Consider the following 26,691-nt stretch of genomic DNA (forward strand, 5'->3'; position numbering starts at 1 on the left):
GTGGTACCGCGAGTGAACAGCATTCGTCCTAATAATAATTTATTATTGGGATGGGTGCTTTTTTTGTTTGTATAAATCTTTTAATTAAAATTGTAAAGGAGAGATAAAATGACTGATGAATTGAAAATGTCTACTAAATACCAACCAAATGAAGTAGAAGCTGGTCGTTATGAAAAATGGGTAGAAAAAGGGCTATTTAAGCCAAGTGGAGATAAGACAAAAGAGGCTTATTCTGTCGTTATTCCCCCTCCAAACGTAACAGGGAAATTGCATTTAGGTCATGCCTGGGATACAACTTTACAAGATATTATTGTTAGACAAAAAAGAATGCAAGGCTTTGATACTCTATGGTTGCCAGGTATGGATCATGCAGGAATTGCAACCCAAGCAAAAGTAGAAGCTAAATTAGCTGAAGATGGTATTTCACGCTACGATTTAGGACGTGAAAAGTTTATTGATACTGTATGGGATTGGAAAGAAGAGTATGCCAGTGTGATTCGTGAGCAATGGGCAAAAGTGGGTATTTCAGTTGACTATAGCCGTGAACGTTTTACATTAGATGATGGATTATCTGAAGCGGTTCGTAAAGTATTTGTAACGATGTATAATAAAAAACTGATTTACCGCGGAGAGTATATCATCAACTGGGATCCAAAAGCTAAAACGGCTTTATCAGATATCGAGGTTATTCACCAAGATGTTGAAGGTGCCTTTTATCATATGAGTTATCCGTTAACAGACGGCAGCGGAGTAGTTGAAATTGCGACAACACGACCTGAGACGATGCTAGGGGACACAGCAATTGCGGTTCATCCAGACGATGAACGTTACCAACAATTAATTGGTAAGACAGTTCTGTTGCCGTTAATGAATCGTGAAATTCCAATTGTAGCAGACGATTATGTTGAAATGGATTTTGGGACAGGTGTTGTGAAAATCACTCCTGCTCATGACCCCAATGACTTTGAAGTTGGGAAACGTCACAATTTGCCACAAATCAATGTAATGAATGATGATGGTTCAATGAATGAATTGGCTGGCAAGTATGAATCGATGGATCGTTTTGAAGCTCGTAAAGCCGTGGTAAAAGATCTAGAAGCTGAAGGTCGAATGATTAAAATTGAAAAAGTGGTTCACAGTGTTGGTCACTCAGAACGTACAGGAGTTGTAGTAGAACCAAGGTTATCTACGCAATGGTTTGTAAATATGGCACCACTAGCTAAAGAAGCAATCGAAAGCCAAGGAACAGAAGAGAAAGTTAATTTTGTGCCAGAGCGTTTCGAAAATACCTATATGCGTTGGATGGAAAATGTTCACGATTGGGTAATCTCACGCCAATTGTGGTGGGGTCACCGTATTCCTGCTTGGTACCATAAAACAAGTGGTGAGTTGTATGTAGGAATGGAAGCACCTGAAGATAATGAAAACTGGGTACAAGATCCAGATGTTTTGGATACGTGGTTTAGTTCAGCTTTATGGCCGTTTTCTACAATGGGCTGGCCTGATGAAGATTCTGAAGATTTTAAACGTTATTTCCCTACCAATACTTTGGTAACAGGATACGACATTATTTTCTTCTGGGTTAGCCGCATGATGTTCCAAAGTTTAGAATTTACTGGAAAACGACCATTCAATAACGTTTTGATTCATGGTCTTATCCGTGATACAGATGGCCGCAAAATGAGTAAGTCACTAGGCAATGGAATCGATCCTATGGATGTTATTGAAAAGTATGGAGCGGATGCACTACGTTGGTTCTTGTCTAACGGTTCTGCTCCAGGGCAAGATGTTCGTTTTAGTTATGACAAAATGGATGCTGCATGGAACTTTATCAATAAGATATGGAATGCTAGCCGCTTTACATTGATGAATATGGAAAACTTTACTGTTGATCAAATTGATTTGACAGGTGAAAAAACGGTTGCTGACCGTTGGATCTTAACCAAATTAAATGAAACAGTTGAAAAAGTAACCGACTTATTCGAGCGTTTTGAATTTGGTGAAGCGGGTCGCCACTTGTATCACTTTATTTGGGATGATTTTTGTGACTGGTACATCGAAATGAGTAAGGAAGTATTATTTGGAGAAGATGAAAAAGCGAAACAAACGACTAGAAGTATTTTAGCTTATGTATTGGATCAAACGTTACGTCTATTGCATCCTATCATGCCTTTTGTTACAGAAGAAATATGGGAAAACATTCCTCACGAAGGGGAATCGTTAGTTGTAGCAGAATACCCAGTTGTTCATCCAGAACTTTCTGATGAAGCAGCAACCAAAGGGATGGATGTATTGATGGAATTGATTCGTTCGGTTCGTAATATTCGTTCTGAGGTAAATACACCGTTATCTAAAAAAATTGAGTTATTGATCAAAACAAACGATCAAACAATCGAACAATTCTTGAAGGATAATACTTCTTATATTGAACGCTTCTGTAACCCCGAAAGGTTGACAATCTCAAGTGATGTAGAAGCTCCTGAAACAGCTATGTCAGCTGTAATCACAGGTGCTGAGATTTACTTGCCACTAGCTGGATTGATCAATTTAGAAGAAGAAATCGCTCGTTTAGAAAAAGAATTAGATAAATGGAGCAAAGAAGTGAAACGTGTAGAAGGAAAATTAGCGAATAAAAAATTCGTAGAAAATGCTCCTGATACAGTAGTTGAAGCTGAAAAAGCAAAACAAGGCGATTACCTTGAAAAACATGCTGCAGTAAATGAACGCATAAAAGTATTGAAAAATCAGCTTTAATCAGTAACCTATTGTAAATAAAACGAGTAAAAACTAGGATCTCTCTTAGCTTTTTACTCGTTTTATTGTTCTATTGAGAAAGAACTATAGTAAGGGATGGAATAAATAGCGATATTTTAATGGTTGAAATGAACAGGGTAGTTTATAATTAACTAGGTATGGAATATAAATAAGTGGAGGTAAGTCATGTTCACTACGTATGAAGAAGCATTGAACTGGATTCATGCAACAAGGACTTTTGGTGAAAAACCAGGATTAAAACGAATGGAATGGATGTTAAGTCAAGTAAATCATCCAGAAAGAAAATTTAAATCGATCCATATAGCAGGTACAAATGGCAAAGGCTCCACGCTGGCTTTCTTAAGGAACATGTTAGAAGCGAATGGACAAATAGTTGGGACGTTTACCTCACCATATATCGAAATGTTTAACGAACGTGTGAGCGTCAATGGAGATCCATTATCAGACGATGAAATTTTACGTTTAGCAAATACTGTTTATCCTCTTACAGAAGAACTAAAGAAGACGGATCTAGGTGGACCGAGTGAATTTGAAATTATTACAATGATGATGCTGGTTTATTTTGGTGAAGGACATGCAGATGTAGTACTAATTGAAGTGGGGATAGGCGGGTTGTATGATTCGACAAATGTTATTAACCCAGTAGTCTCAGTTATTACGACAATAGGAATGGATCACATGAATTTACTTGGAGAGACATTGTCTGAGATTGCTTTGAATAAGGCAGGTATTATTAAGACAGCTATTCCCGTTGTAACCGGAAAAATTGGCAAAGAAGCTTTAGAAGTAATCGAACAAAAAGCCGCTGATCAAGATAGCCTTATAATAAAATATAATAAAGATTTTTTTGTTACAAAATGGCAGACCCTTCCTACTTGGGGGGAACAATTTGTATTTGAAGATGATTTTATGCGACTTAGTCCCATCCAAATAGAAATGTTGGGACGGCATCAAGTAGAAAATGCAGCAGTAGCAATTGAAACGTTAAGAGTTTACAGTCATGAAACAGGTTTAGCCGTGAATCATGAAAAAATACGGAGTGGTCTGAAAAATACTTTTTGGCCTGGAAGAATGGAAAAAATAAACGATCAACCGTTGCTTGTTTTAGATGGCGCACACAACGAACACGCAATAAAGACATTAGTTGAAACGATTAAAAAAAACTTTGCTCAACAAGAAGTTTCTATCATTATGGCAGCTATGCGGGATAAAGACATTCAAGGGATGGTAGATCAAGTGCAATCTATACCGAATTGCCGTTTGATTCTGACGAGTTTCAACTATCCTAGAGCTGCTGGAATCGATGACTTAAACAAACTGATGCTAAAAAACGGGACAGTAGCCGAACATTGGCAAGAAGCATTGGTAGAGTCTCTTAATGAAATGGATGAAAATGGAGTAGTGATTGTAACAGGATCTTTGTATTTTATTTCTGAAGTGAGAGAATACGTTAAAGCAGCAAATAAGGAATGAAAATTTAGGGGGAAAAATCATGACTAGAATTGAAGCAGTTATTTTTGATATGGATGGCCTGATGTTTGATACAGAAGTGCTTTATTATGAAGCGAATCGAACGATTGCCAAAAAAATCAATTTGGCATATACGTGGGAGTTTCACGAAAAATACATTGGGATTTCCGATGAAGAATTCCACAAAGAACTTTATTTGACATTTGAAACAGAAGCGGCTGAGACGCTTATCAACGAAGGCGGGCAGGCTTTACTAGAACATGTAGAAGTTAACGGATTGCGTAAGAAAAAAGGGTTGATTGAATTACTGGATTATTTAGAAAGTGAAAATATAAAGAAGATAGTTGCTTCCAGTAGTATCAAATCACTTGTTTCACTATTTTTAGAAAAAGAACAACTCACTCCATATTTTGATGCCATTATTGGTGGAGATGAAGTAACACGAGCAAAACCAAGTCCGGAAATTTATGAAAAAGCATGGTTAAAAGCACAGGTTCCAAAAGAACATACACTTGTTTTAGAGGATTCGCTTAATGGGATTCGAGCAAGTTATGATGCTAACATTCCAGTTATTATGATACCGGATCTAATACTGCCAACGAGTGAAGCGAAAGAAAAAACACTTACGATTCTAGATGATTTAAATCAAGTGAAAACTTTTATTGAACAGCAAAATCAATAGGAAAATAAAAAAATTGACTCCTTCTTTTTCGCGGATAGTACTAATGTGAAAAAGGAGGGTTTTTATGACGATAAAAAGTATGAACTTAATAAAAGAAGTTCCCATTCAATCAAGACCTAGAGAAAGACTAGAGCAATATGGTGAGAAAGCTCTTGCCAACCATGAATTGCTTGCTATCTTGCTTAGAACAGGAACAAAAGGAACAAATGTTGTCACATTAGCTTTATCTATGCTCAACCAATTTGAAGATCTCTATTATTTAAAGACAGCCTCTTGCCAAGAACTCATGACAGTTGCTGGGATTGGGAGAATTAAAGCAATTGAACTAAAAGCAGCAATTGAATTAGGTACTCGTATTTCGCAAGCCTCTCAAATTAAAATTGGTCAAATTACTTCCAGTACGAAAGCAGGAGAAATGTTGCTGCTAGAAATGCGTGGACTGCAACAAGAGCACTTAGTCGTTCTTTACTTAAATACCAAAAATGAAATTATTAAAAAAGAGACTATTTTTATTGGAGGGCTGAATTCCAGTATCGCTCATCCTCGTGAGATTTTTAAAGGAGCAGTCAGGTATTCAGCTGCTCGCATGATCGTCGGCCACAATCACCCATCTGGTAACCCGGAACCTTCTGAAGCAGATATCCAATTTACGCGAAGGATGTCAGAATGCGGAGAATTAATGGGAATCGATTTGCTGGATCACATTATTATAGGAGAACATGAATTTATTAGTTTAAAAGAAATAGGGGTTTGTTAAAAGAAGTGTTTATAAAGGTTGCTTATTTAAAATGACCATGCTATACTAAGGTAGAGTTTTTGTTAGGTAGAAAATAGAATTGTTTCAGAACATTCCAATTCGCACCGCAAGCAAGAATATCACTATATGTGCTTAAGGGCACGAGGAGGAATTTCATTATGGAACAAGGTACAGTAAAATGGTTTAACGCAGAAAAAGGTTTTGGATTTATCGAACGTGAAGGAGCAGACGATGTATTCGTACATTTCTCAGCTATCCAAAGCGAAGGATTCAAATCTTTAGAAGAAGGACAAGCAGTAACTTTCGACGTTGAAGAAGGAAACCGTGGACCTCAAGCAGCAAACGTAAACAAAGCTTAATTTAAAATTAAAATTGTTTAAGGAGTTAGTCTTAGGACTAACTCCTTTTTTGTATAAAAATACTAGCGTTTCTCTTGAATTTCTAATAAATGAATGCTACAATTACTGTAATGTTTTTGTTAGGTAACACTTAGAATTGTTTTAATACAGTCTGATTCGTACCGTTAGCAAGAATATCAATATATGTGCTATAAGGCACGAGGAGGAATTTCATTATGGAACAAGGTACAGTAAAATGGTTTAACGCAGAAAAAGGTTTTGGATTTATCGAACGTGAAGGAGCAGATGATGTATTCGTACATTTCTCAGCTATCCAAGGCGAAGGATTTAAATCTTTAGAAGAAGGACAAGCAGTAACTTTCGACGTTGAAGAAGGAAACCGTGGACCTCAAGCAGCAAACGTAAACAAAGCGTAAGCATAAAATTTAAAATTTTAAGAGCCTAGTGATTTTTCACTAGGCTCTTTTTTTTATGGAATAAAACCTCTAAGTACAAGGATGTGTTTCTAAAAAGAACAGTAGTCGTTTTTCAAAGGACTATTTCATTTTGTTTACTTATATATGGAATTGCTTAAATTTGTGTTAAAATATAAAAAATACTGATGTCATAAGTGGAAAAATACAGTATGATGGTTTCGGTTAGAGCATTCTATTCTGTTTTTTGCTATACTGTTTAAGTGTCTACCTTTCAGTATTAAATAAAAGAGGTACAATTGCAATCAATCTGAAAATGAAAAGAACTATAAATATTAAAGATCAGGTAGACTTGAGAGGATGAAATTATTTGTTTAGATTTGGAAATAAAGATATAGGAATTGATTTAGGTACTGCAAACACAAATGTATTTGTAGCTGGAAAAGGGATTGTCTTAAGAGAACCTTCAGTAGTTGCAAAAGATACTGTAACAGGAGAAATTGTTGCAGTTGGAGAAGATGCAAGAAATATGATTGGGAGAACACCAGGCACAATTATTGCTATTCGTCCTATGAAGAATGGTGTAATCGCGGATTACGATACGACAGCAGCTATGATGAAGTATTACATCGAAAAAGCAATTGGAAAATCAACATCTAAACCATTTGTCATGATTTGTGTGCCAAGTGGGGTAACAGAAGTTGAGAAAAGAGCCGTTGTTGATGCTACCAGAATGGCAGGAGCAAAAGATGCTTTCATTATTGAAGAACCATTTGCAGCAGCAATCGGAGCCGGTTTGCCCGTAATGGATCCTACAGGAAGTATGGTAGTGGATATTGGTGGAGGAACCACAGATGTAGCTACAATCGCATTAGGCGGAATCGTTAGCAGCCGTTCTATTCGCTTGGCTGGAGATCGCATGGATGATGTTATTATTCACTATGTACGCAAAAAATTCAATTTGCTTATTGGTGAACGTACAGCTGAACAAATCAAAATTCAAATTGGTTGTGCTTCTGTTGAAAAAGCATCAGAATACGGTGTTATGGACATTAGAGGCCGTGATTTGTTAACAGGACTGCCACAAACGATTGAAATTTCAGCTGTTGATATTGCTGAAGCTATTCAAGAAGTCGTTGAAGGCATCATTGTTGCTGTTAGAGAAACGCTTGAAGAAACATCTCCTGAAATTTCAGCGGATGTCATTGATCATGGAATTGTTTTAACTGGTGGTGGAGCCTTATTGAAAAATATTGGTGATGTTATTGCAGAAGAAACAGATGTTCCAGTTTTTGTGGCAAATGAACCACTTGATTGTGTTGCACTTGGTACAGGAGAGTCACTAAAACACATTGATATCTATAAAAAAAGAGCAAATAGATAAGCAAGCCTAAATAAGGTTGAAAAGGTGCGGGAAGTTTATTTTCTTCCCGCATATTTTCATGTAAAAAAGAAACAAGTTAGGCAAGTTATTTAGTTTAACTTATGTTAAAATAAAGAAAGCCTGTAAAATTAATGAGGTGATGTTTTGAATCAGTTCTTTTCAAATAAAAAACTAATCATTTTGTTAGTAAGTATGATTGTCTCTTTAGGTCTGATAGCCTTTTCAATTACAGGAAGTGGAAATATACCTATCCTGCAACAACTTACTAATGATATTACTGCAGTTGTTTCTCGTGTAGTAGCAAAACCGACGAATGCAGTTGTTGATTTTTTAGAATCAGTAGACCGTCTGAAAAATACGTTTGAAGAAAATCAATTATTGAAATCAAAAATAGATAAACTGTACGAAACAGAAGTAGAAATTGCAGATTTAAAACAAAATAACGAAAAGCTTAAAGAGCAGTTGGATTTAACAGCTACTTTATCTGATTATGAATCAATCAATGGAGCAGTAATTAGTCGAAATCCTGATAGTTGGGTTGATCAAATCGTTGTAGATAAAGGAAGCCAAAATGGTATTGAATTAGATATGTCTGTTATGTCAGGAAATGGTCTGATTGGACGTGTTGTAGAAGTTAATCCTACTAGTTCAAAAGTTCAATTAGTAACAACTCTAGATCAAAATAATAATCGAGTTGCAGCATCTGTTAGTACAGATGAGGGAGTTGTGCATGGGATTGTTAATGGATATGATCCTGAAACCAATCGATTGGTTATGAAACAAATTACGACGGATGCCGAATTAAAAGAAGGTGATCAAGTGATGACCTCTGGTTTAGGTGGGATATCGCCTAGTGCGTTACTGATTGGAACGATTGAAGAGGTTAAATTAGATTCTTTTGGATTGTCACAAGAAGCCTACATTATTCCAGCATCAGATACGAATGATATTCGTTATGTAACCTTTATTAAACGATCCGCTGAAAGTGGTGAGTAAATGGTAGCGAATTGGAAAACAACTACATTAATCCCGCTAGTGATTACTTTTTGCTTTTTACTAGATGGACTATTGACTGCTATTTTTTCAGCGCAATTTCTTGAAGGTACAAAAACTATGACTCCAAGGCTGATCGTATTAGTGCTTATCTTAATGTCTTTTTATATTCCGAGAAGTAGAATGTTGGTTTATGGAGTTATTTTTGGTTTGATTTATGATAGTTATTATGTGGGAATCCTAGGAGTATACGTTCTTCTATTTCCTTTAATCATCTACTTAACAGAAAAACTAAAAAAAATTCTCAATCCTAATCCTATTGTTATTGGTATGATGGTTATTATCAATCTAAGTTTAATAGAAACTTATCTTTATCTGTTTTATCAAGTGCTAGGGTACACAACTATTAATTGGGCAACGTTTTTGGCCAACCGTTTAGGGCCGACATTGCTCTTGAATTTAGTCTTGTTTATTATTGTGTTTTATCCGTTAAAAAGGATAATTGAACGTATTCAAGGAGAGTAAATGACAGTAAGTATCGACATTTTGGCTGAGGGAGTTGTTAAAGTGAAACAAAGTGTGACGTTAAAAGGAACTAAAGGCAGCTTTGTGTTAAGCTTGGATGAAGCAGCTTCTTTTGTATCCATCATGAAAGAATTAAATGAATTACTTGAACATTTGCATGGTGAACAAAAAAGGTCGAAAGAAGTTCAAAAAGATATTTATTTGGAGATAAAAACAGGAAACCGTCTATTATCTCAAGAACAACAAGAACTAGTGATTGAAGAAATTGAATCAAAAAGTACGTTTTTAATTAAAAAAATCACGTCTAATGTTGTGACTTATGAAAAAGCGATTGAATGGCAAGAGGCAGTAAGCCTTCAAATGGAAGTTCAAACGGTTAGAAGTGGGCAGGTTTTAACGGCACCAGGCAACCTCCTTTTTGTAGGTAAGGTCCATCCTGGGGGCATGCTTCGAGCTAATGGAAGCATCTTTATCATTGGAGAATTGATGGGAATCGCACATGCTGGATTTGAAGGAGATACAAATGCAGTAATTGTGGCGGATTTTCATACGGATGCTCAAGTTAGAATTGCAGACAGCATACAGATCATAGAGAAGAAAAACAATCATCAAGACAGCATTAGAAAAAATGAATTTGCCTATATCAATGATCTACATATTTTAGATTTTAATTCATTGGAACAATTAAGGAAAATGCGTCCAAATTTAGGTAAAGTGATCGGAGGATTAAACGAATGGGTATAGCAATCGTTATTACATCTGGAAAAGGCGGTGTAGGAAAAACAACTTCCACTGCAAATTTAGGTACCGCTCTTGCTCTTCAAGGGAAGAGAGTCTGTTTGATAGATATGGATATTGGTCTAAGAAATTTAGATGTTATTCTTGGTTTAGAAAATCGCATTATTTATGATATTGTTGATGTGGTAGAAGGCCGCACGAAATTGCATCAAGCGATTATAAAAGATAAACGGTTTAACGATAATTTGTATTTGCTTCCTGCAGCTCAAAATGCAGATAAAAATGACGTAAACGGCGAACAAATGATTGAAATCGTTTCTGAATTAAAAAAAGAATACGACTATATTTTAATTGATTGCCCAGCTGGAATTGAACAAGGTTTCCAAAATTCGATTGCAGCAGCAGATCAAGCGATCCTAGTGACAACCCCTGAGATCTCGGCTATTCGTGATGCAGATCGGATTATTGGACTCTTAGAGCAAACGGAACTTGAACCGCCTCGTTTAATCATAAATCGTATTCGTAAACGGATGATGCAAGATGGAGAAGTAATGGACATCGACGAAATCACTAGACATTTATCCATTGACTTATTAGGGATCGTTTTTGATGATGATGATGTTGTTCGCTCTTCTAATAAGGGAGATCCTATTGTTTTAAATCCAAAAAATCCTGCTTCTCAAGGATATCGAAATATTGCTCGTCGAATTTTAGGGGAAACAGTTCCTTTGATGACGTTGACAAAAGAAAAACCGACTTTATGGCAGAAAATATTTGGCAAGCGGAATTAAATGTGCTATAGTATTAAAAAATGATTAAAAGCTTCGAAGAGAAAAAGTAAGTTTAGGAACTTTTTAGAGAGATTGCGGTGGTGAGAGCAATTAAGGAACTATACTGAAAACACATCTCTGAGCTGACAGTTGAACGTAGATTTTGCTACAAGTAAATTGATTCGGGAGTACCCGTTATAGTACTAGTGTTTAGTAGTTTTGAACACGATGAGGCAGCTTTCTGTGAAGGAGTTGCGAATAAAGGTGGAACCACGATAAGTGATATCAATCGTCCTTTGATTTTCTGATAATAGAAAATCAAAGGGCTTTTTTTGTTTTTAAGAACTGCAGCTTAAAAACAAATAAAATAAAATTAAAAGGGGCGTTATACATGAAAAAGACACTAGCAACAATGATTTTAGGATTAGGATTTACAGTACTGGTAGCCGGATGTAGTACAAATGAAGCGAGAACAGATTCATACGATCAAATAATTGAAGAAGGCAAACTTATAGTAGGGTTGGATGACACATTTGCTCCAATGGGGTTTCGTGATAGTAACGGAGAGATCGTAGGTTTTGATATAGATTTAGCAAATGAAGTTGGCGAAAGATTAGACTTAGATGTCGAATTTCAACCTATAGACTGGGCTTTAAAAGAAACAGAATTGACTAATGGAAATATTGATTTGATATGGAATGGCTATACGATTACGGATGAAAGAAAAAAACAAGTTGATTTTAGTTCACCATATTTAGAAAACAGTCAAATTATTATTGTGTTGGAAGACAGTGAGATTCAAACAAAAGAAGATTTAAGCGGAAAAGTAGTCGCTGCGCAACAATCTTCAAGTGCAGTGGATGCCATCAATGCTGATGAATCAAATATCATTGAAGAATTTGCGAACGAAGAAGTCGTCTTATATCCTTCTAATAATGATGTCTTTAATGATTTAGCTTCAGAAAGAAGTGACGCGATTGTCGTGGATGAAACACTCGGTCGCTACTATATGAACCAAAATGAAGACATTAGTTACCGTGTGTTAGAAGATAATTTTGGAGAAGAAGAATATGCTGTTGGTATGCGTAAAGAAGATGACAAGCTAACAGAAGCGATCAATCAAGCTCTAGAAGAAATGAAAGCAGATGGAACCTATGATAAGATTTATGCTAAATGGTTCGCAGAGTAAAAATATAGGAAGCATGTTCTTTTGAAAGATATGTAAAGTACTGTATAGTCTAGGGGGCAAAGAGATGAAGAGAATAAGCATGGTGATTAGTTTATGGATGTTCTCACTGCTGTTAGTAGCTTGTGGGAATACAGCTGATACAAAGACTGAAGAAGCTGAGGTGTTCTTAGGTGAACCTGGGGACACTTTGGTAGTAGGGTTGGATGATACGTTTGTACCAATGGGTTTTCGCGATAGTGAGGGGAACCTAGTGGGGCTAGACGTTGATTTAGCAACAGAAGTAGCGAAGCGACTTGATTTGAACATTGAATTTCAACCTATTGACTGGGCAATGAAAGAAACCGAGTTAACCTCTGGTAATATTGATGTGATTTGGAATGGCTATTCTATTACAGAAGAACGTAAAGAAAAAGTTGATTTCAGTATTCCTTACACTGATGGAGGACAAATATTTGTGGTTTTGGCAGACAGCCCCATAAAAACATGGGATGATCTAAAAGAAAAAACAGTAGCTGCACAACAATCTTCTAGTACAGTTGATTTATTAGCAAGTCATGAAAGTGGAATTATGGATACATTTGCAAATGGAGAAATTATTCAGTATCCGTCTTACAATGATGTCTTTAATGATTTAGACAGTAAAAGAAGCGAAGCCATCGCAGTCAGCGAAATATACGCTCGATATACAATGAAGCAAAAAGGTCTTGGGAAATACCGTATTTTAGATGAAAGTTTTGCCGAGGAAGAAACTGCAGTAGGTGTAAGAAAGACAGACACTGAGTTTTTAGAAAAGTTGAATACTACCTTAACTGACATGGAGAAAGACGGAACACTGGGTGAAATTAAAAATAAATGGATCAAAGAATAAATTAAATAAGAAAAGAGTGAATAAATAATGGATTTGATTGCTGAGATAACACCTAATTTGTTAGATGGATTAAAAACGACTTTATTACTATTTTTAATTATCGTTATTGCAACGATTCCATTAGGATTTTTGATTGCTTGTATAAGAGTTTATGCTCCAAAATGGATATCTTGGATTATACAAGTTTATATTTATATTATGAGAGGAACCCCCTTATTGTTACAATTGATGGTTGTGTTTTTCGGATTGCCTCTTGTGGGAATAACCTTTGATCGTTTTTCAGCGGCCGTGTTCACCTTCATAATCAACTATGCAGCATATTATGCAGAAATATTCCGTGGTGGTATCTTATCTATTCCAAAAGGACAATTTGAAGCCATCAGAGTATTGGGTATTGGAAAAATAAATGGATTTAGAAAAATTATTATTCCGCAAGTTATGCGTGTAGTACTGCCTTCAGTAGGAAATGAAGTGATTGCATTAGTCAAAGATACCTCTCTTATCTATATTTTAGGAATCGGCGAATTATTACGAGCAGGGCAAATTGCAGCTAATACGTATGCTTCATTAATTCCTTATGCAGCAGTTGGAGCAATCTATTTAGTAGTAACAGGATTAGTAACGCTGCTATTAAATGCTATTGAGAAGAAGTCAAATTACTAAAGGAGATGGTTGGAAATGGGATTGAAAGCAACAAACCTAACGAAGCAGTTCAATGGAATAGATGTTTTAAGAAACTTTGATTTCACCATTGAAGCTGGAGAAATTGTGACGCTTGTTGGTAAATCAGGTACAGGAAAAACAACATTAATGAGAGTACTTAATCAACTTGAAAAAGCTGATAATGGAACGGTAGCAATCGATGAGCATTATTTGTGTCGTGAAACTCCGGAAGGTAAAACAGAATACGTGTCAAAAAAAGAACGAATGACTTACAACAACCAAATAGGTATGGTATTTCAAGATTATCAATTATTTCCGAACTTAACGGTCATGAAAAATTGTATTGAAGCACCGCTAGATCAGAAGTTGATGACAAAAGAGCAAGCAGTCGAAAAAGCCGAGCAACTTTTGACACAAATGGGGATTTTAGATAAAAAGGATGTTTATCCAAGTACATTATCAGGTGGACAACAACAACGTGCAGCCATTGCTCGGTCTATGATGCTCAATCCTAAAATTCTTTGTTTTGATGAACCAACTTCTGCCCTAGATCGAGATTCTTCAAACGAAGTCGGCAAGATGATTCAATCGATAGCTTTATCCGGTACAGGAATCCTAATCGTCACTCATGATATTGAGTTTGCTGAACTGTTTGGGACAAGAGTAGTGTCTTCAGATGAATTTTTAAAATAAAAAAGGAAAGTTAAAGCACAGTTGTTTTAGTATTTTCTTGTTTAGACAAGTATTTATTGACGCAGGCAATACAATTTGGTATGATGTTAATGTTGTAAATGTGTAGCACCACAACTACAACCGCACTGGAATGAGTTTAAGTCCATAACGGCACTCATGATGGCGAGTCTAAGTCTAATAAGGAGGTGCGAAAGAATGTACGCAATTATCAAAACAGGTGGAAAACAAATTAAAGTTGAGGTTGGCCAAGAAATCTACATTGAAAAATTGAATGTTGAAGCTGGTGAAACTGTAGTCTTTGAAGAAGTTGTCTTAATTGGTGGAGAAGAAACAAAAGTTGGAGCTCCAACTATTGTAGGAGCTACTGTTGAAGGTACTGTTGAAAAACATGGTCTTCAAAAGAAAGTTACGACTTTTATCTACAAACCTAAAAAACATAGTCACCGTAAACAAGGTCATCGTCAACCATATACAAAAGTTATTATCAACGCAATCAACGCATAAGAAAGTGGTGTTCCAATATGATTCAAGCATTCTTTAAACGTAATAACAAAGAAGACATCGTTTCCTTTGAAGTTACAGGACATGCAGAGTCTGGACCCTACGGCAGCGATATCGTGTGTGCAGCTGTTTCAGCATTAGTTATAGGAACAACAAATAGCATTTCTGCTTTATCAGGCGTTTCTCCATTAGTAGAAACAAATGAAGAGGTAGAAGGCGGCTATTTATATGTTGAACTTCTAAGCGAATTAACTGAAGAACAGTCGAAAATTTCACAAATTCTTCTCGAGAGTCTACTTCTTTCCTTAACGGGAATTGTTGAAGAGTATCCAGAATATGTCAAACTTGCACAGTAAAAAAATTATAATAGGAGGTGCAACTCATATGTTAAAAATGAATTTACAATTCTTCGCCCATAAAAAAGGTGGCGGTTCTACAACTAACGGACGCGACTCAAACTCTAAACGTTTAGGCGCTAAACGTGCAGATGGACAAGCTGTTTCAGGTGGTTCAATTTTATACCGTCAACGCGGAACTAAAATTTATCCAGGTGTTAACGTTGGAATCGGTGGAGACGATACTTTGTTTGCTAAATGTGACGGAGTTGTTCGTTTCGAACGCAAAGGCCGCGACAAAAAACAAGTTTCTGTTTATCCAGTAGCTCAATAATTTAAAACAAAAAAAGCTCTTCTACTCTTAGAAGAGCTTTTTTTACTGCCATGGTAACACATGCTTTCTTAAATTAACTAAGGTTAAGGAAGTATGTGTACTTTTGAAAATAAGTTAAGCTCATACTTGAAACCTTACAATATATTCGTTAAAATGGAAAAGTAGTGCTTTTTTATAGATGACTCATTTCATTTCTTACATGACTGGTACAATGGTACTGTAAGAAAAATAGAAAGAGGTTGAAGTTATTGTCTCAAAAAGAAATCGAACAGTTATTTAATAAATTGGATAGTTCTGTCCAACTCTTGCAAAAGGAATTAGATATTTCTTATTTAGAGGCTCTTTCAGAAACGGGAGAGAATATTTTAGCTAATAGAATTCCTCATCAAGTTGATGGTCTTCCTTCAGATGAAACGGTTGGAAAATTGATGAAACTTTACAAAGAGGTTTCAATAGACAGTATGGAACCAGAAGATATTCGAAAAGCCATTCAATTAGCTCTTTTGAAAGCTTCAAAAACAGATGCTTTACAACCAAATCATCAAATGACACCAGATGCTATTGGCTTTATCTTAAACTATTTAATTGAAAAGTTAATTAGTGGAAAAGAGCAGGCAATACGTTTGCTTGATCCTGCTGTAGGGATGGGAAATCTATTATCAACTGTTTATAATGGATTAGTTTCAAAGGATATTTTGGTAGAGGCAGAAGGAATCGATAATGATGATTTGCTTCTAACTCTTGCATCAGTCAATACAACCCTGCAAAGGCAAAACGTCACCTTGACACATCAAGACGCGCTGCAAGATCTTTTAATGGATCCTGTGGACGTTGTAGTGAGCGACTTACCGGTCGGCTACTACCCTTTGGATGAAAAAGCCAGTAAATACAAAACGGCAGCAAAAGAAGGTCACTCTTATGCGCATCATCTATTTATTGAACAAAGCTTGCATTACCTAAAAGATGGTGGATTTGGACTATTTTTAGTTCCAGCTCAATTATTTGAAACGGATGAGGCCCCAGGATTACTGAAAATGATTCAAGAAGAAGCGTTCTTACAAGGAATGTTAAATCTGCCGAATGAGTTATTTAAAACCAAAAACTCACGGAAATCAATTCTTTTGATCCAAAAGAAGGGGAGCAATGCCAAACAAGCTAAACAAGTTTTGTTAGCACAAATTCCAGATTTTAAAAATCAAAAAGCCATGCTTCAATTTATGCAAGAAGTGGATAGCTGGAAAAAAGAAAATATTTAAAAAATTTGAATTAGGAGATGGAAAAAATATGACAAAAACAATTGCAATTAACGCAGGTAGTTCAAGTTTAAAATTTACCTTATATGAAATGCCAGCTGAGACAGAAATCGCTTCAGGAATTATCGAAAGAATTGGTTTGAATAATTCAATTTTCACTACAAAATATGCTGGTGAAAAATACAAAGTGGTTGAAGATATAAGTAATCATGAAATCGCTATTCAAATGGTATTAGATAAATTAATTGAACTAAAAGTTATTGCAAACTACGAAGAAATTACTGGTGTAGGTCACCGTGTAGTAGCTGGTGGAGAAATATTTAAAGATTCAGCATTAATTACGGATGAAGTATTAGCGCAAATTGAAGGACTGGCTGAATTTGCTCCTTTACACAACCCAGCAAATGCTACAGGAATCAAAGCATTCAAGAAGTTATTACCAGAAATTACTAGTGTAGCTGTATTTGACACATCTTTCCATACTACAATGCCTAAAGAAAACTATTTATACAGTCTTCCAATGGAATACTATACAGACTTTGCAGCGCGTAAATATGGTGCTCATGGTACTTCACATAAATATGTTTCTGAACGCGCAGCAGAAATGTTAGGCAAACCACTTGAAGAAACAAAAATTATTACGTGTCATTTAGGTAACGGCGGATCTATCACAGCTGTAAAAGGCGGAAAATCAATTGATACTTCAATGGGATTCACTCCTTTAGCGGGTATTACAATGGGTACACGTACTGGTGATATCGATGCATCTTTATTACCATTCCTAATGAATAAATTAAATATTACGGATATCAATGACATGATTTATATTTTAAATAATAAATCTGGTTTACTAGGCCTTTCACATGTTTCAAGCGACATGCGTGATGTTGAAGATGAAGCAGAAAAAGGAAATGAAGATGCTCAAACAGCGTTAGATATTTTCTATAACCGTGTTCAAAAATACATTGGTCAATATTTTGCAATCTTAAATGGTGCGGATGCAATTGTCTTCACTGCTGGGATTGGCGAAAATTCTCCTGAAACACGTCAAATTATTATTGATGGCATGAACTGGTTTGGCGCTGAAATTGATGCTGAAGCAAACAATGTCCGTGGAAAAGAACGCATTATCTCTACTCCAGAATCAAAAGTTAAAGTACTATTGATTCCTACAGATGAAGAAATCATGATTGCTCGTGATGTTGAAAGATTACGTGCTTAAATATTAATACAAAAAAAACAACCAAATTAATTATTTGGTTGTTTTTTTGTATTATTTTAGGTAAACGTTAATTTTTTTTATTCTCTAAATCGGTACGAACAATCAGCACGTCACAATTCGCATGACGGATAACATATTCTGAAACGGAGCCTATAAAGATACGTTCTACAGCGTTTAATCCTGTTGCGCCTAATAGAATAAGATCAATTTTTTGATCTTCAGGAATTTGTTTTGCAATCAAAACTTTTGGAGATCCGTATTCAATAGAGTAAGTGATGTCTTGAACACGGTGGTTTTTTGCATAACGTACATATTCTTCTAATGTATTCTTGGCTTGTTCACTTGCTTTATCAGCCATGGCTCCATCAAAAGTAGAAATACTTTGAAATGCTCGGGTGTCAATAACATGTGCAAGAACTAACGTAGCAGAATTTCGTACAGCAACTTGTACAGCTTTCTTAAAAGCAATTTCAGCTTCTGCTGAACCGTCCACAGCCACTAAGATTCGATTATATTGTTGTAACATATAAAACCACTCCATTCCTCATGATAAACGATATACAATATTCCTTCTTAGGCTCATTGTACCTTAAATGTATCCATTTTCATAGAAATAAGAAATAGGAGTTCTTTTAAAATGGTTAATGAAAACTCATATCCGCTTATTTAAGCTCATAATAAAAAAAAGCATACTAATCATAACAAAGAGTAAAACGGCAAAAGCCAGCCAAACGGGATGAAAAAAAACAAGTAGAAGAGAGCTAAGTCCACCAATAAAAAAGAGAACACCATAGAATTTAAAAAAAGGTGCTGTTTCTGAGGGGCTAGTTTTATCCGTACGAGTTAATAGAATAGAGGCTTTTCCAGTGTAAAAAAAGAATGCTGCATAAAGAAGTAACGCTGAAAAAATAAAAAACAATATCGGTAATAGCATGATAAGACCTTCTTTCAATAGGTAATTACAAAATAAGAATAACATAATAAATTAAATTAAGGGTAAATTTACTTCAGTAACAAAGAAAAAAGCCATTCAATTAAGAATGACTTTAAAAGTTTTAAACTTTAAATGAGAAATCCGATGATGCCGTTGATATGCTCAGTTAGTATTGAACCCGCAAGAAGCAGGTGGGCTCCGCCGTCAACCTTCTAACTACCAAGTGAAAAGGCTTGTTATCCGATTGAATCAGGTTGGATCCCAAGGTAATATTAATTGTTCGGTCAACACATGTTGAGCAAGACGAGCATCTCAGAAATCTTATCCTTATAGTAGCATAAGCATGTGGTATTGTCAATTATTTACCTGTGCACATGCTGTTGAAAGATTGCTTTAACAGCAAAGAAAGCGGTTAATGTACGTTCTTGTTTCCTTTTTTTAAATTGATTGAATCATACTGCTTTGCCAAAGTATCTTCATATTTTCCTGTGTGATTTGGTGTATAGTAAGAAGCATTTTTTAGTTTGTCAGGTAAGTATTGCTGATTTACCCAAGCGCCAGGATAACTATGCGGATAGAGATAATCTACACCGCGACCAAGTTCTTTTGCTCCACTATAATGGGAATCTTTTAAATGATCAGGTACATCTCCACTTTTTCCAGCCCTTACATCTTGGAGGGCTGCATCAATCGCTGCGTAAGACGAATTTGATTTTGGAGAGAGACATAAATCAACTACTACATTAGCTAAAGGTATTCGAGCTTCCGGAAAGCCCAATTTTTCAGATGCTTGAATAGCGGTAACAGTCCTAGAAGCTGCAGAAGGGTTAGCTAATCCGATATCTTCATAAGCAATAACCATTAACCGCCTTGAGATAATAGGTAAATCGCCAGCTTCAATCAGTCTAGCAAGATAATGTAAAGCAGCATTTACATCGCTTCCACGAATGGATTTTTGTAAAGCTGAGATGACATCATAATGAGCATCGCCATCTTTATCATGTGTTAAAGCTTTTCTTTGAACACACTCTTCAGCAATCTCTAAAGTAATATTGATCATTCCTTGTTCATCTGGAGCTGTTGATTTAATAGCGAGCTCTAAACCATTCAAAGAACTTCTTAAATCTCCGCTTGTGGCTCTAGAAAAGTGGAGTAAGGCCTGATCTGTAATGGCTATTTTTTCTTTGCCAAAGCCTTTTTCTGAATCATTTACAGCGTTCCACATAGCTTGTTGTATATCTTCATTAGAAAGTGTTTTGAGTTCAAAAATTTGAGATCTGCTTCGGATGGCAGGATTTATTGTAATATATGGATTTTCGGTTGTTGCTCCAATTAAGATAATACGTCCATTTTCCAAATGCGGCAGCAAAAAATCTTGCTTAGGTTTATCCAAACGATGGATCTCATCTAAAAGTAAAATCACAGTGCCGCTCATTTTTGCTTCTTCTACAACAATTTGGAGATCTTTTTTTGTGTCACTAGCAGCGTTTAAAATGCGGAACGCATATTTTGTTGTCCCAGCAATCGCACTAGCGATACTGGTCTTTCCAATCCCAGGAGGGCCGTATAAAATCATCGAAGAAAGCATTTTAGCTTCTACCATGCGTCGAATGATTTTTCCTTTTCCTACTAAGTGTTGCTGTCCAACAATATTATCAATATGAGTAGGCCTCATCCGATAAGCTAAAGGTTGATTCATAAAGCGTATCCTCCTATCAACATTATTATCTTTAGTATACCATTCTACCAAAATGGATTCTACAGTAAAGAACGTTTGTTTGATTTTCGAAATTAGCTTACTTTTATAAAGCAAATCGAATTTTTGGTTTGGCTTTTCTATGATTATTTGCGATAATGTGTAAGAAGTCATTTTTTATGAGTAGATTCGATTAATCAAAGGGACTATAAAAGTGATAAAGAAAGGAATTTTTCAATGGATGAAAAACACGAGTCCGATTTTTTAAACAGGTTATTAAAAGCGAAAAATAAACGTCAGCGTATTTTTTTGAAAAAAACAGCAAATGTCGTTTTTAACTCTGTTTTAGGAATGGCAATAAAAGAAAAAGAATCATTGCAACCAAATCAATTTACACCATCTAAACGAACGACAAAAACAACCCGTTTAAATGAGAAAGAACTTCTTCAACAGACAAAGAACGAAGCAGAGGAAATTTTGGCCGAGACTTTTCATCAATCAGAAAAAATGTATCAAGAAGTTCAACAAGACATAGCGGCCGCTAAAGAAGAAATTAAATTAAAAAAGAAGCAATCAATTGAACAGTATGATAAAGAAAAAGTAGAAGCAGATAAAATTACTCGAAAAGCTGAACTGCATGCCAAAAAAATACTTGCTTCAGCTCATTTTAAATCTGAACAATTAGAAGAGGAAATTTCATTGAAAAAGGCAGTTTATCATCAGGAAATAGATAGAGAATTAGAAAAATTAGTTAAAGAAAAAGAATGGTTTGAACAGTATCAAGAACAAGTACAAGAATCCATGGATAGAAAAGAAAAAGTTCTTTTTTACGAAACTCGAAAAAAAATAGAACAAGAACACTTAGAAAAAGCTGCATTGCAAAATAAAGTGGATTATTTAAAAGCATTGAATGCGAAAAGAAAAATTAATTCTTATCGTATTGGACTAATGATTTTTGGCTGTACAGTTGTAATGAGTGTGCTTTTAGCTGGTCTTAGGTACTCAACACCTTTGTTTACGTTTATTATTACTTGCTTAGCTTTTGTTATTGCTTGTTTAGCATTTGTAGTGGTTTATATTAATTTAGTAGATGGAAAAAATGAAAAGAAAATAAAGGGAATTGGTTTTCAAAATGCTTCATTAATTGAAAAAAATAAAGAGTTAATCGATACAATAGAAGATCTCGAAAAGGATATCAAGCAATTGATTGATGAAAAAATCCAGCTTGAGAGGACCAAACGACAATCGCAAGATAATATTGAATTTTTAAAAATTATGCAAGCTGATTTGAAACAATCTGAAATTAACAGAAGGATCTTAGAGTCAGAGAATGCGGCATTGAGAAAGCATTTAATTAGTGAGGAAGCAATTGAATAAAAAGTTCTGATCATCTTAAGACCTTATTTATATCAGGAGGAGAACTGAAGTATGACTAAGTTATCACCATTTGAGCAAGTCAAAGAATTTCACGAAGTATTCGATAAACCAGTAAAAAAAGAGCCACAAGCTTTAACTCCTGAAGAAGCTGTTACACGGGCAAATTTTACAACAGAAGAACTATTAGAATTCCTTTATGCAACTGTAGAAGGGGACATCAACCAATTTGAATCTTTGGTTTCGGAATGGAAGCAAACAGCTGAAGAATCTATTGTCAAAATAAAAGAACAGTCGAAAGAGGTCTCTAATCGCCTAATTGGACAAGTAGATGCTCTAACGGATGCAAATTATTTTAACTATGGTTCTTTTGTGTTGATGGGTATTAATCCAGATCCGATTTTCTCAATCGTGCATCAAGCAAATATGGGGAAACTTTTTTCTGATGGTAAGCCACGTTACAGAAAAACGGATGGAAAAGTTATGAAACCTGATAACTGGGAAAAGGAGTTCGCTCCTGAACCAAAAATTCGAACAGAAATTGAGCGACAAATATCTAAAGTAGATGAGGGAATAGAAAAATGAAAACAGTGAAACAAATGATACAAGAAACAGATATAGGCGAAGCTTTTTATCAAGCAACCTTTGGGATTGAAAAAGAAGGTTTAAGAGTAACTCCAACAGGTGAGCTTGCTTTAACACCTCACCCAATAGAATTTGGCAATAGAAGCTTTCATCCTTATATTCAAACTGACTATAGTGAATCACAATTGGAATTAATCACGCCACCTTTAAGAACCATAAAAGAAAGTTACGATTGGTTGGCCGCATTACATGATGTTGTCCTTCAAACCATTCCTTCTAATGAAGCTATTTGGCCAATAAGTATGCCAATGGTTCTTCCAGATGAATCGGTTATTCCGATTGCAAAGTTAGACAATAAGGATGATGTAACGTATAGAGAAATCCTGACAGAAAAATATGGCAAGAAAAAACAAATGATTAGTGGTATGCATTACAATTTTGAATTAGACGACCAACTGATTACACGTTTATTTGATTGTCAAACGGACTACTCAAATAAGGAATCTTTCAAGTCGATGCTTTATTTAAAATTGACAAAAAATTTCCTTCGCTATCGTTGGCTTTTAACTTATTTACTAGGAGCTTCTCCTATAGTGGATGAGTCATTTTTTGCGGATCAAGAAATTCCACAAGATTATGTTAGAAGCATTCGAAGCAGTCAGTACGGGTACGTCAATCCGTCAGAAGTTGCTGTATCTTTTCATTCAATTGAAGATTATGTGCATAGTTTACAAGATATGGTTGCAAAAGGATTTTTATCAGAAGAAAAAGAATTTTACTCAGCCGTTCGTTTTCGTGGTACAAATAAAGCGGAAGAATTGTTGACAAAAGGTATTTCTTATCTTGAACTGAGAAGCTTTGATTTGAACCCTTTTGATCCATTTGGTATGTCAAAACAGACAATGGAATTTGTTCATCTTTTTTGTCTATACATGATCTGGATGGATGAAACAGCGACTATGGAAGAAATTGCAGTTGGGGAAGAAATGAGTCGATTAACGGCAATGGAACACCCAGAAAAAATTTCAAGCTTTCAAAAGGAAGGTTTGCACTTATTTAAGCAAATGGAAGAAATGCTTCTCTCTACAAATGGAACTAAAGCCGCATTAAACTGTATTCAAGAAACTAAGAAGCACCTTATTGATCCAACTTTAACCGTTGCTGCCCGTATGGTGCGTGGCATAGAAGAAAAAGGGTCTTATATTGATTTTAGTTTAGAGCTAGCTAAACGGTACAAAAATGAAGCGATTATGAGACCGTACAATTTAAGAGGTTTCGAACAACTAGAGATGTCTACCCAACTATTGCTATTTGATGCGCTACAAAAAGGAATTCAAGTAGAGATTTTAGATGCGCAAGATCAATTTTTAAAGTTAACTTATGATCAACATAGTGAATTTGTTAAAAATGGAAATATGACATCAAAAGATTCTTACATTGCTCCGCTTATTATGGAAAATAAGACTGTTACGAAAAAAATTCTTGATTCAGCAGGATTTCGTGTTCCAGCGGGTGAAGAATACACCACTCTAGTAGAGGGGAAAACAGCGTTCTGGCGTTATGAACAAAAACAGATTGTTGTAAAACCTAAATCAACTAACTATGGGTTGGGAATCTCTGTCTTTAAACATGCGCCTACAAAAATGGATTATGAAAGAGCACTTGAGATAGCGTTCAAAGAAGATACTGCTGTACTAGTTGAAGAATATATTCCTGGAACAGAATACCGATTTTTTGTTCTAGATGGAAAGGTACCTGCAATCTTGTTACGGACACCTGCAAATGTTGTCGGAGATGGTGAAAAATCAATTGGAAAATTGGTTGCCGAAAAAAATGAAGATCCTTTACGTGGGGAAGAAAAACATCGTTCGCCTCTTGAAAGAATCGAATTAGGTGAACTTGAACAATTGATGTTAAAAGCACAAGGTTATACTATTGAAAGTATCCCCGAATTGAACACTATTGTTTATTTAAGAGAAAATTCAAACATCAGCACTGGAGGAGACTCTATCGATGTTACAGATGAAATTGATGACAGCTATAAACAAGCGGCTATTGATATGTCTGAGATTATTGGTGCGAAAGTTAGTGGGATTGATTTGATCATTCCGGATACAACTTTACGTAGTACTAAAGAGCATTTAGGCTATACAGTATTAGAAGCTAACTTTAATCCTGCTATGCATATGCATGCTTTTGTTTACAAAGGCAAAGGTCGCCGATTAACCATGGGTATCCTAAAAATGTTATTTCCAGAATTATGGGAAAAGGAAGCAGATAACGAATAAATATGCTTACTCAAAATAAGTGGGTTGTTGTATATAGAGAAAAGTGATAAACTTTAAGAATTGTAAGTTTGGATAAATTAGGGAGGACTTTCTTAGATGGAAAAAATGTATTTTGATCATGCCGCAACTAGTCCTGTACACCCAGAAGTTATTGAAGTTGTTTATGAAGCAATGAAAAATCATTATGGCAATGCATCAAGTATCCATAATTTCGGAAGAGACAGTCGTCGTATTGTGGACAATGCTCGAATAGTTTTTGCTGAAAGTATTGGTGCCAAACCAAGTGAAATCATTATTACTAGTGGTGGGACAGAATCTGACAATACCGCAATTATTGAAACGGCCTTAAAGAGACAACAAGATGGAAAGCACATTATTACATCAGTTGTGGAGCACCATGCTGTTTTGAAACCGATGGAATATTTAGAAAAGCTAGGATTTGAAGTGACTTATCTACCAGTGAATGAAAATGGTCAAGTTGATCCTGTAATGGTTGAAGAAGCCTTAAGACCGGATACCATTTTAGTGTCAATCATGTATGCAAATAACGAAGTTGGTACCGTAATGGATATCGCAAAAATTGGTACCTTAATTAAAGCAAGTGAATCTACAGCGTACTTTCATACCGATGCTGTACAAGCGTATGGAACAGAGGAAATTGATGTTAAAAGAGACAATATCGATTTATTATCTATTTCCGGTCATAAAATTAACGGTCCTAAAGGTATTGGATTTCTTTATGTGAAAGAAACCATTTTTTTACCAAGCTTTATGCTGGGTGGCGAACAAGAAAAAAAACGTCGTGCTGGTACTGAGAATATTCCTGCTATTGCAGGATTGCAAAAAGCAGTTGAAATTATTCAACCTCAAAGAGAAAAACGCAAAGAAAGACATTTTGAATTGCGTAAACAACTTATTGAAGAATTGACTCAAAAAGAGATCGAATTTGAAGTTAATGGAAACGCGGCGAAACAATTAGATCATATCGTAAGTGTTTGGTTCAAAAATGTATCAGCCGAACAATTGCTGATGAGTTTAGATTTAAGTGGCATAGCAGTATCATCTGGTTCAGCTTGTACTGCTGGTAATATTGATCCAAGTCATGTTTTAATAGCTATGTATGGAGAGAACAATCCAATTGTGGCTGAAACGATTCGAATCAGTTTTGGCTTAGGAACAACACCAAAACAAATCAGTTGTTTAGCTGAACAACTGGCGACCATTAGTTTAAGATTGAAGAAATAACCTTAATAACAAGAGTTAGAAATACTAAAGAGCCTGGAATGTTTCCAGGCTCTTTAGTATTTCTACTGATTTTTATAGAAAAAAAGATAAAAGCTATGGTATAGTAGAAATGAAAAGGGTTACGACTAAGTGAAGAGAAAAAGTGAGGGAATAACATGGCATTTGAAAAAGAAGCAACTTTATTAGGATCCAAAGAAACGTTTAAAGTAAATCCTAATGCAAAAAAATATACATTAAGAGACAATGGATTTGAAGAAACTAAAAAAGGAAATTTCCAATTGATGCGTACGATGGATACTAATTTATTGAATAAACAAGGAGTAAAATTGAAAATTGTGATCTCAGATGAGGTAAAAGAATTAAAAATTTCAATAACTACTGGCAATGGATTGCGTCCAGTAAACATCTACAATGGCGATGCGTATAAAGAAATTCGTGAAAAAGTAGCGTTCACTTTTACAGACCTTATTGAACGTGGAGTGTTAGAAAAAATATAAAATTTTAAGTAAAAAGTCTAATGGGAGGTGTTCACTATGGTGAGCATGTCCCTATTTTTAGGTTAAGCAACTTGATTTCTGACTAAAAGTTAGTATAATGATAGAGACTGAAAAAATGCGACCTTCAAATCGTAAAAAGATTTTTCAG

27 protein-coding genes, 1 other RNA gene and 3 other annotated features (1 of these 31 only partly in view) are annotated in these 26,691 nt (G+C 35.4%); of the genes, 25 read left to right on the forward strand and 3 right to left on the reverse strand.

Annotated elements, in window-relative coordinates; all coding sequences use genetic code 11:
• Positions 1-34 (forward strand) — a binding site (T-box leader); it begins 202 nt to the left of the window's first position.
• Positions 35-108: 74 nt separating this feature from the next.
• The 20 genes from CAR_RS04210 (at position 109) to CAR_RS04305 (ending at position 17,924) form a co-directional block, all read left to right on the forward strand.
• Complete coding sequence (locus CAR_RS04210; protein WP_013710472.1) at positions 109-2,754, forward strand: valine--tRNA ligase; 2,646 nt, start codon at positions 109-111, stop codon at positions 2,752-2,754.
• A gap of 186 nt (positions 2,755-2,940) precedes the next feature.
• Positions 2,941-4,248 (forward strand): bifunctional folylpolyglutamate synthase/dihydrofolate synthase, encoded by a 1,308-nt coding sequence (locus CAR_RS04215; protein ID WP_013710473.1) that lies wholly within the window; start codon positions 2,941-2,943, stop codon positions 4,246-4,248.
• A 19-nt stretch (positions 4,249-4,267) separates the two neighbouring features.
• A complete protein-coding gene (locus CAR_RS04220; RefSeq protein ID WP_013710474.1) occupies positions 4,268-4,927 on the forward strand; it encodes an HAD family hydrolase in 660 nt (219 codons plus the stop codon).
• Positions 4,928-4,991: 64 nt separating this feature from the next.
• Positions 4,992-5,684 carry a RadC family protein gene (gene radC, locus CAR_RS04225; protein WP_013710475.1) on the forward strand — a complete coding sequence of 231 codons (693 nt, stop codon included), beginning with the start codon at positions 4,992-4,994 and terminating at the stop codon, positions 5,682-5,684.
• A gap of 158 nt (positions 5,685-5,842) precedes the next feature.
• Complete coding sequence (locus CAR_RS04230) at positions 5,843-6,043, forward strand: cold-shock protein (RefSeq protein WP_013710476.1); 201 nt, start codon at positions 5,843-5,845, stop codon at positions 6,041-6,043.
• 215 nt (positions 6,044-6,258) lie between these two features.
• Positions 6,259-6,459: a cold-shock protein gene (locus CAR_RS04235; RefSeq protein ID WP_013710477.1), complete on the forward strand. Its 201-nt coding sequence runs from the start codon at positions 6,259-6,261 to the stop codon at positions 6,457-6,459.
• A 367-nt stretch (positions 6,460-6,826) separates the two neighbouring features.
• Positions 6,827-7,840: a rod shape-determining protein gene (locus tag CAR_RS04240; protein ID WP_013710478.1), complete on the forward strand. Its 1,014-nt coding sequence runs from the start codon at positions 6,827-6,829 to the stop codon at positions 7,838-7,840.
• Positions 7,841-7,984: 144 nt separating this feature from the next.
• Complete coding sequence (mreC, locus tag CAR_RS04245) at positions 7,985-8,836, forward strand: rod shape-determining protein MreC (RefSeq protein WP_041556167.1); 852 nt, start codon at positions 7,985-7,987, stop codon at positions 8,834-8,836.
• Complete coding sequence (gene mreD / locus CAR_RS04250) at positions 8,837-9,358, forward strand: rod shape-determining protein MreD (RefSeq protein WP_013710480.1); 522 nt, start codon at positions 8,837-8,839, stop codon at positions 9,356-9,358.
• Entirely contained in the window at positions 9,359-10,102 is a 744-nt protein-coding gene (locus CAR_RS04255) for a septum site-determining protein MinC (RefSeq protein ID WP_013710481.1), read from the forward strand. It begins immediately after the preceding gene.
• Positions 10,093-10,887, forward strand: coding sequence for a septum site-determining protein MinD (gene minD / locus CAR_RS04260; protein ID WP_013710482.1), 795 nt, complete (start codon positions 10,093-10,095; stop codon positions 10,885-10,887). The genes CAR_RS04255 and minD overlap by 10 nt, the downstream gene beginning before the upstream one ends.
• A gap of 24 nt (positions 10,888-10,911) precedes the next feature.
• Positions 10,912-11,166: a binding site (T-box leader), on the forward strand.
• A 91-nt stretch (positions 11,167-11,257) separates the two neighbouring features.
• Positions 11,258-12,055 carry an amino acid ABC transporter substrate-binding protein gene (locus CAR_RS04265; protein WP_013710483.1) on the forward strand — a complete coding sequence of 266 codons (798 nt, stop codon included), beginning with the start codon at positions 11,258-11,260 and terminating at the stop codon, positions 12,053-12,055.
• Between the two features lie 64 nt (positions 12,056-12,119).
• Complete coding sequence (locus CAR_RS04270; RefSeq protein ID WP_041556168.1) at positions 12,120-12,923, forward strand: amino acid ABC transporter substrate-binding protein; 804 nt, start codon at positions 12,120-12,122, stop codon at positions 12,921-12,923.
• A 27-nt stretch (positions 12,924-12,950) separates the two neighbouring features.
• Entirely contained in the window at positions 12,951-13,586 is a 636-nt protein-coding gene (locus tag CAR_RS04275; RefSeq protein WP_013710485.1) for an amino acid ABC transporter permease, read from the forward strand.
• A 15-nt stretch (positions 13,587-13,601) separates the two neighbouring features.
• Complete coding sequence (locus CAR_RS04280; protein WP_013710486.1) at positions 13,602-14,279, forward strand: amino acid ABC transporter ATP-binding protein; 678 nt, start codon at positions 13,602-13,604, stop codon at positions 14,277-14,279.
• Between the two features lie 108 nt (positions 14,280-14,387).
• Positions 14,388-14,459: a sequence feature (ribosomal protein L21 leader region), on the forward strand.
• Between the two features lie 15 nt (positions 14,460-14,474).
• Positions 14,475-14,783 (forward strand): 50S ribosomal protein L21, encoded by a 309-nt coding sequence (gene rplU, locus CAR_RS04285; protein WP_013710487.1) that lies wholly within the window; start codon positions 14,475-14,477, stop codon positions 14,781-14,783.
• Positions 14,784-14,800: 17 nt separating this feature from the next.
• On the forward strand, positions 14,801-15,136 hold the full coding sequence (locus CAR_RS04290; RefSeq protein WP_013710488.1) for a ribosomal-processing cysteine protease Prp: 336 nt from the start codon (positions 14,801-14,803) through the stop codon (positions 15,134-15,136).
• A gap of 28 nt (positions 15,137-15,164) precedes the next feature.
• Positions 15,165-15,449, forward strand: coding sequence for a 50S ribosomal protein L27 (gene rpmA, locus CAR_RS04295; protein ID WP_013710489.1), 285 nt, complete (start codon positions 15,165-15,167; stop codon positions 15,447-15,449).
• A gap of 248 nt (positions 15,450-15,697) precedes the next feature.
• Positions 15,698-16,705 carry a class I SAM-dependent methyltransferase gene (locus CAR_RS04300; RefSeq protein ID WP_013710490.1) on the forward strand — a complete coding sequence of 336 codons (1,008 nt, stop codon included), beginning with the start codon at positions 15,698-15,700 and terminating at the stop codon, positions 16,703-16,705.
• A 28-nt stretch (positions 16,706-16,733) separates the two neighbouring features.
• Positions 16,734-17,924, forward strand: a complete 1,191-nt coding sequence (locus CAR_RS04305) for an acetate/propionate family kinase (protein ID WP_013710491.1) — start codon at positions 16,734-16,736, stop codon at positions 17,922-17,924.
• A 67-nt stretch (positions 17,925-17,991) separates the two neighbouring features.
• Here CAR_RS04305 and CAR_RS04310 read toward each other — a convergent pair whose 3' ends face one another.
• The 3 genes from CAR_RS04310 to CAR_RS04320 form a co-directional block, all read right to left on the reverse strand.
• Positions 17,992-18,450 carry a universal stress protein gene (locus CAR_RS04310; protein ID WP_013710492.1) on the reverse strand — a complete coding sequence of 153 codons (459 nt, stop codon included), beginning with the start codon at positions 18,448-18,450 and terminating at the stop codon, positions 17,992-17,994.
• Between the two features lie 542 nt (positions 18,451-18,992).
• Positions 18,993-19,180, reverse strand: a non-coding RNA gene (gene ssrS, locus CAR_RS12895) — 6S RNA.
• Positions 19,181-19,270: 90 nt separating this feature from the next.
• Positions 19,271-20,557: a replication-associated recombination protein A gene (locus CAR_RS04320; protein WP_013710493.1), complete on the reverse strand. Its 1,287-nt coding sequence runs from the start codon at positions 20,555-20,557 to the stop codon at positions 19,271-19,273.
• A gap of 234 nt (positions 20,558-20,791) precedes the next feature.
• On the opposite strand from CAR_RS04320, the gene CAR_RS04325 reads away from it, so the two are divergent.
• The 5 genes from CAR_RS04325 (at position 20,792) to CAR_RS04345 (ending at position 26,543) form a co-directional block, all read left to right on the forward strand.
• Entirely contained in the window at positions 20,792-21,931 is a 1,140-nt protein-coding gene (locus tag CAR_RS04325) for a hypothetical protein (RefSeq protein ID WP_013710494.1), read from the forward strand.
• Between the two features lie 51 nt (positions 21,932-21,982).
• Positions 21,983-22,513, forward strand: coding sequence for a haloacid dehalogenase (locus tag CAR_RS04330; protein WP_013710495.1), 531 nt, complete (start codon positions 21,983-21,985; stop codon positions 22,511-22,513).
• Positions 22,510-24,801: a bifunctional glutamate--cysteine ligase GshA/glutathione synthetase GshB gene (gshAB, locus tag CAR_RS04335; protein WP_013710496.1), complete on the forward strand. Its 2,292-nt coding sequence runs from the start codon at positions 22,510-22,512 to the stop codon at positions 24,799-24,801. Before CAR_RS04330 ends, gshAB begins: the two co-directional genes overlap by 4 nt.
• 96 nt (positions 24,802-24,897) lie before the next feature.
• Positions 24,898-26,046, forward strand: a complete 1,149-nt coding sequence (locus tag CAR_RS04340; RefSeq protein WP_013710497.1) for a cysteine desulfurase family protein — start codon at positions 24,898-24,900, stop codon at positions 26,044-26,046.
• A gap of 155 nt (positions 26,047-26,201) precedes the next feature.
• Positions 26,202-26,543 carry a cysteine desulfurase gene (locus CAR_RS04345; protein WP_013710498.1) on the forward strand — a complete coding sequence of 114 codons (342 nt, stop codon included), beginning with the start codon at positions 26,202-26,204 and terminating at the stop codon, positions 26,541-26,543.
• Positions 26,544-26,691: the final 148 nt, after the last annotated feature.

Source organism: Carnobacterium sp. 17-4 (assembly GCF_000195575.1).
Taxonomy (GTDB): domain Bacteria; phylum Bacillota; class Bacilli; order Lactobacillales; family Carnobacteriaceae; genus Carnobacterium_B.

Excerpts from the sequence above, each read along its gene's own strand:
- CAR_RS04220 (WP_013710474.1), top strand. The coding sequence starts at position 4,268 with ATGACTAGAATTGAAGCAGTTATTTTTGATATGGATGGCCTGATGTTT.
- CAR_RS04290 (WP_013710488.1), top strand. The coding sequence starts at position 14,801 with ATGATTCAAGCATTCTTTAAACGTAATAACAAAGAAGACATCGTTTCC.
- CAR_RS04325 (WP_013710494.1), top strand. The coding sequence starts at position 20,792 with ATGGATGAAAAACACGAGTCCGATTTTTTAAACAGGTTATTAAAAGCG.
- CAR_RS04280 (WP_013710486.1), top strand. The coding sequence starts at position 13,602 with ATGGGATTGAAAGCAACAAACCTAACGAAGCAGTTCAATGGAATAGAT.
- CAR_RS04210 (WP_013710472.1), top strand. The coding sequence starts at position 109 with ATGACTGATGAATTGAAAATGTCTACTAAATACCAACCAAATGAAGTA.
- CAR_RS04235 (WP_013710477.1), top strand. The coding sequence starts at position 6,259 with ATGGAACAAGGTACAGTAAAATGGTTTAACGCAGAAAAAGGTTTTGGA.
- CAR_RS04275 (WP_013710485.1), top strand. The coding sequence starts at position 12,951 with ATGGATTTGATTGCTGAGATAACACCTAATTTGTTAGATGGATTAAAA.
- CAR_RS04265 (WP_013710483.1), top strand. The coding sequence starts at position 11,258 with ATGAAAAAGACACTAGCAACAATGATTTTAGGATTAGGATTTACAGTA.
- CAR_RS04345 (WP_013710498.1), top strand. The coding sequence starts at position 26,202 with ATGGCATTTGAAAAAGAAGCAACTTTATTAGGATCCAAAGAAACGTTT.
- minD (WP_013710482.1), top strand. The coding sequence starts at position 10,093 with ATGGGTATAGCAATCGTTATTACATCTGGAAAAGGCGGTGTAGGAAAA.
- CAR_RS04340 (WP_013710497.1), top strand. The coding sequence starts at position 24,898 with ATGGAAAAAATGTATTTTGATCATGCCGCAACTAGTCCTGTACACCCA.
- CAR_RS04230 (WP_013710476.1), top strand. The coding sequence starts at position 5,843 with ATGGAACAAGGTACAGTAAAATGGTTTAACGCAGAAAAAGGTTTTGGA.
- CAR_RS04270 (WP_041556168.1), top strand. The coding sequence starts at position 12,120 with ATGAAGAGAATAAGCATGGTGATTAGTTTATGGATGTTCTCACTGCTG.
- mreD (WP_013710480.1), top strand. The coding sequence starts at position 8,837 with ATGGTAGCGAATTGGAAAACAACTACATTAATCCCGCTAGTGATTACT.
- CAR_RS04305 (WP_013710491.1), top strand. The coding sequence starts at position 16,734 with ATGACAAAAACAATTGCAATTAACGCAGGTAGTTCAAGTTTAAAATTT.
- CAR_RS04310 (WP_013710492.1), bottom strand. The coding sequence starts at position 18,450 with ATGTTACAACAATATAATCGAATCTTAGTGGCTGTGGACGGTTCAGCA.
- rplU (WP_013710487.1), top strand. The coding sequence starts at position 14,475 with ATGTACGCAATTATCAAAACAGGTGGAAAACAAATTAAAGTTGAGGTT.
- CAR_RS04320 (WP_013710493.1), bottom strand. The coding sequence starts at position 20,557 with ATGAATCAACCTTTAGCTTATCGGATGAGGCCTACTCATATTGATAAT.
- rpmA (WP_013710489.1), top strand. The coding sequence starts at position 15,165 with ATGTTAAAAATGAATTTACAATTCTTCGCCCATAAAAAAGGTGGCGGT.
- CAR_RS04255 (WP_013710481.1), top strand. The coding sequence starts at position 9,359 with ATGACAGTAAGTATCGACATTTTGGCTGAGGGAGTTGTTAAAGTGAAA.
- gshAB (WP_013710496.1), top strand. The coding sequence starts at position 22,510 with ATGAAAACAGTGAAACAAATGATACAAGAAACAGATATAGGCGAAGCT.
- CAR_RS04215 (WP_013710473.1), top strand. The coding sequence starts at position 2,941 with ATGTTCACTACGTATGAAGAAGCATTGAACTGGATTCATGCAACAAGG.
- radC (WP_013710475.1), top strand. The coding sequence starts at position 4,992 with ATGACGATAAAAAGTATGAACTTAATAAAAGAAGTTCCCATTCAATCA.
- CAR_RS04330 (WP_013710495.1), top strand. The coding sequence starts at position 21,983 with ATGACTAAGTTATCACCATTTGAGCAAGTCAAAGAATTTCACGAAGTA.